We start from the raw sequence: 3,957 nt of genomic DNA on the forward strand, positions 1-3,957 counted from the left end.
ACCTATTATTGATACTTCTATTTTATCGAAAAAAAGACCGGATGCCTATGATTAAATGAGGTATCCGATCTTTTTTGGACTTTTTCAGTGGCCTCCATCGGTGGGAGTATTTCTTTAAAACCCATTGCCCGACGGGCAATGACATAAGCGGCTGCCATGTGAATGGACACACCGAGCCGCTTCATATATTTCATCTTGCCAATTTGACTGGTATAAGCGGGGTTCACAACGTAGACAGCCACCCCCATTTTTTCAGCTCTTGATTGGATCGCTAGGATCATCTTTTGATAAGCAAACTGATTCATTCGACGATTGGCTTTCCTATGTCCATAAGGACGCGACACTTTGGACCGCGTCGTATCCAATCTTTCGATGGCAAGTGTTTTATGATGTTTAACGGCATAGTCAACGAGGGCAATAACCTCTGCTTCTATTATTTTCGCCTGCTGTCGACTGGTTTTACCCTCTAAGTTAAATGGGAGGGTAAAGGCATCCACACATTGACCAATGTCGTTGACATTGGCGACAGCGAGATGATTCACATTCAAATCAACCCCAATCATACCCGTTGATGTTGAGGTGTTCAGGTAGGGTGCAGGCGGCACATCGATTAAGCATTTAACAATGTAGTAGTCACCATGGTCCTCAAGTGACCATCCAATAGCCTTCCCGTACTTTTTCTTATCTTTCAGGTTCATTTGTGTCTGAATGGCATGGTTGACATGATCTTGGCCATAAGGAAAAACAACGTCAGAGAGACTAATCACACATTGATCGATCGCTTTGAAGGTAAGGGTATGCGTCTCTGGATGATAATGAAAGACAAAGTTACCTGATTTGGCGTCTTTCCGTCCTGAAATGGTCATCTTACCGTAACGTGCCGCTGCCCAATCTTTCTGCCAACGCTCAGGATGAGCGTGATAAGACTTTTGTGTTAACCGGCCGCGCGCGAGTTTCTTACTCCCGAAACACACACCCGTCACTTTGTTTGTCAATTGAATCAATTGTTTTTCATATCGATCTTTCTTAAAGTTCAACTGGCCCAAGCGAGACTTTAGGTGTTTGATTTCACCATCAAGGTATTGATGTTCAAAATCATAAGCACAGTAAAATAAGCGTGTGGAATGCTTATATGTCACAACAAAAAAGGCCCCTTTTTGTTGTTCACGTGACGTTTTATTAAACATCGGTGTTCCTTTGACAAAAGAGGCTTTTATCTTTTGAAGTGTCGTCAAGCGCGCCTTCGTCGCTTTTATTTTTCTTTTAACGGCGTTGATTTGTTCTTTTTTATTACGCATGTACATGTTCTTCAATTCTCTTTGCGCGGATAGAAGGGCGCGTCCTTCTTGAACAGCACTGTTCGCATAATAATCATTTAATCCGTAACGTTGCTTTAACCGTTGATGGATGGAGACGGAACTTTTCTCTTTCGAGCCCCTAAGCTCCCGGACCTTCGCTTGATAGCGAAAATGTTTGGCTTGATTAAACACCTGGAGGGTGTGGTCCATGGACGTAACAAAATCAGGGTCGATCGTATGCTTATATAAGCGATTTGAAAAAATGGCCTTCATACCCATGATGCCCACCCTCTCTTTGTTTTGTGTCAATCATTGTTAACGTTTTAATTATACCATTTTGAATATATGTTTGTCACTTCAAAAATATTCAAAATCATCGATTCATCACCCACCTAGTGCTAACGCACTTGAGGAAGGTGTCTTCTCGCCCTAAAACGATAAAAAAGACTTTAAAAACAACTAAAATGGACCCTAAAGAATGGACACTAAAAAAGTCCCCATCTTTAGGGTCTATTTTGTTATACTCAAATCACAGTCAGTGGGCTTGAAGTGGCTTCTTCATGATAAAACAGTGTGTATTGACTATCAAAAGTCGCTGTCGCTTCTTCTTTTGACAGTCAATACACACTGCGTGACGTTATTCGCCAACTTCATCAAGCCCGTTCCATACTTCATGTAGAAAGAGTGCTACTTATGGCGAAACGAACATTTACACATGAACAGATACAAACACTTGTATCTAATCCTTATGTCAAAAGAGTATCAGATATAATTTTCTCCCAATGACCTATGGAAAAAATTAACGAACCCTGTTAAACTAGACAGTTGGAGGAGGAATAATTTTGAGAATACTCACACTCATCATCATTAGCACCATGTTACTCATAGGATGCCAACCAAAAGAAACCGAAACGATCTCTCAAGAAGAGAGTAACCAATATCATTATCAGTACGATGTCGTTGAAGAAGCGATGAATGAAGCAAGTTTTGATGTCAGTGTGCCAGATACTCTTCCTATTCCAGTTGCTTTTGTGATCTATGATCACTTTGAAATTGACGGTCATGAATATCTTGATTTAAGTTTTTATACGAATGATAATGACTTACTGACAATTTCTGTATCGACCGATGTTTCACTCGGGTGTCCCATTGATACGCTCACAGAAAATGAAGATCAAACAATCTGTTTTCATGATTTATCGTATGTAAAACATGCCTCAAAAGACGAGGGTGGCTTACATTACCAAATAGAATATCGTCATCATGAGACGGATGAAACAGCGGGACCAACAAAAGAACAATTGATATCTTTACTAGAATATTTAACATTATCCTAGTGTTCTCGTTGCTTTTTGATCGTTATATCATTTGACATTCCACATATACTAATGATAAAGAGATGGACAATCCACATCACAACAAGTGATGATTGTCATGAATGAAAAAGAGGGAAGTAAATGAAAAAACAAACATCAAACAAACAAATCCTATTAACGGGCGGTGGAACAGCGGGACACGTGATGGTTAATTTAGCACTGATTCCGTTGTTAAAAGAAGAAGGTTATACTATTGATTATATCGGCTCGTATGACGGGATTGAAAAAGATTTAATCTCACCGATCGAAGGGGTCACGTACCATGCGATTTCAACTGGAAAATATCGTCGTTACCGTTCGATTGAAAACATCAAAGACCCATTCAAAGTATTAAACGGCATTCGGCAATCAGTCCAGCTAATCCATAAGCTGAAACCATCGATTATCTTCTCAAAAGGTGGCTTTGTTTCGGTACCGGTATTAATTGCGGCCAAATTGACACGAACACCTGCGGTGATTCATGAATCCGACTTAACGCCAGGTTTGGCCAATAAGATTGCCATGCCGTTTGCGAAAAAGATTTTAGTGACGTTTGAAAAAACACTACAGTATGTCGATGAGAAAAAAGCGACGTTTATCGGTGCGGTCGTTCGTCCAGAGTTATTTGAAGGATCGAAAGAACGTGCGTGTCAGCTACTTGATTTTAATCCGAATACACCGATTTTATTAGTTATGGGTGGAAGTACAGGAGCCAAACATTTAAATGAGTTTATTCGCAGTCAATTAGACAAGCTTACAGCGTCGTATCAAGTGATTCATTTAACCGGAAAAGGTTTAAAAGATGACACCCTCACCCACCCACGTTACCGTCAGTTTGAGTATGTGAAAGAAGAACTCAACGATTTATTGACGAGCGCGGATGTGATTGTTTCACGCGCGGGTGCCAATGCCATTTTTGAATTTCTCGCATTGAAAAAGCCGATGCTGTTAATTCCGTTACCTAAACGTGTGAGTCGCGGGGATCAAATTTTAAATGCGCAAGTATTTGAAGAAGCTGGTTATGCCAAAGTACTAGATGAAGATGATTTATCGGAGACAACATTTTTTGATAAGTTAGCACAAATTGAACAAGAAGTGCAAGAAATGACAGCGCGCATGGCAAAACGTGATGCGAAAGATGCGATTCATCATGTCCTTGACACGATTCATACGTATGAGAAGCACTCATAAGTGCAGACAAAACTAAAGGGTTGTATAATATTTGGTGTTGGTGAAGGGATTTTAAGTGAGATAGAGATTGCTCACTAAAATTACTCACTAGCACCTTTTTCTTTCTAAATATA

3 protein-coding genes are annotated in these 3,957 nt (G+C 40.1%); 2 read left to right on the forward strand and 1 reads right to left on the reverse strand.

Annotated elements, in window-relative coordinates; translation table 11 throughout:
- Positions 1-17 precede the first annotated feature (17 nt).
- Positions 18-1,577 carry an IS200/IS605 family accessory protein TnpB-related protein gene (locus BM390_RS15110; RefSeq protein WP_089855772.1) on the reverse strand — a complete coding sequence of 520 codons (1,560 nt, stop codon included), beginning with the start codon at positions 1,575-1,577 and terminating at the stop codon, positions 18-20.
- 563 nt (positions 1,578-2,140) lie between these two features.
- On the opposite strand from BM390_RS15110, the gene BM390_RS15115 reads away from it, so the two are divergent.
- Both BM390_RS15115 and murG read left to right on the forward strand, forming a co-directional pair.
- On the forward strand, positions 2,141-2,635 hold the full coding sequence (locus BM390_RS15115) for a hypothetical protein (protein WP_062323966.1): 495 nt from the start codon (positions 2,141-2,143) through the stop codon (positions 2,633-2,635).
- A gap of 120 nt (positions 2,636-2,755) precedes the next feature.
- Positions 2,756-3,844 carry an undecaprenyldiphospho-muramoylpentapeptide beta-N-acetylglucosaminyltransferase gene (gene murG, locus BM390_RS15120; RefSeq protein WP_062323963.1) on the forward strand — a complete coding sequence of 363 codons (1,089 nt, stop codon included), beginning with the start codon at positions 2,756-2,758 and terminating at the stop codon, positions 3,842-3,844.
- Positions 3,845-3,957 lie beyond the last annotated feature (113 nt).

The organism is Halolactibacillus miurensis (genome assembly GCF_900116255.1).
GTDB lineage: Bacteria > Bacillota > Bacilli > Bacillales > Amphibacillaceae > Halolactibacillus > Halolactibacillus miurensis.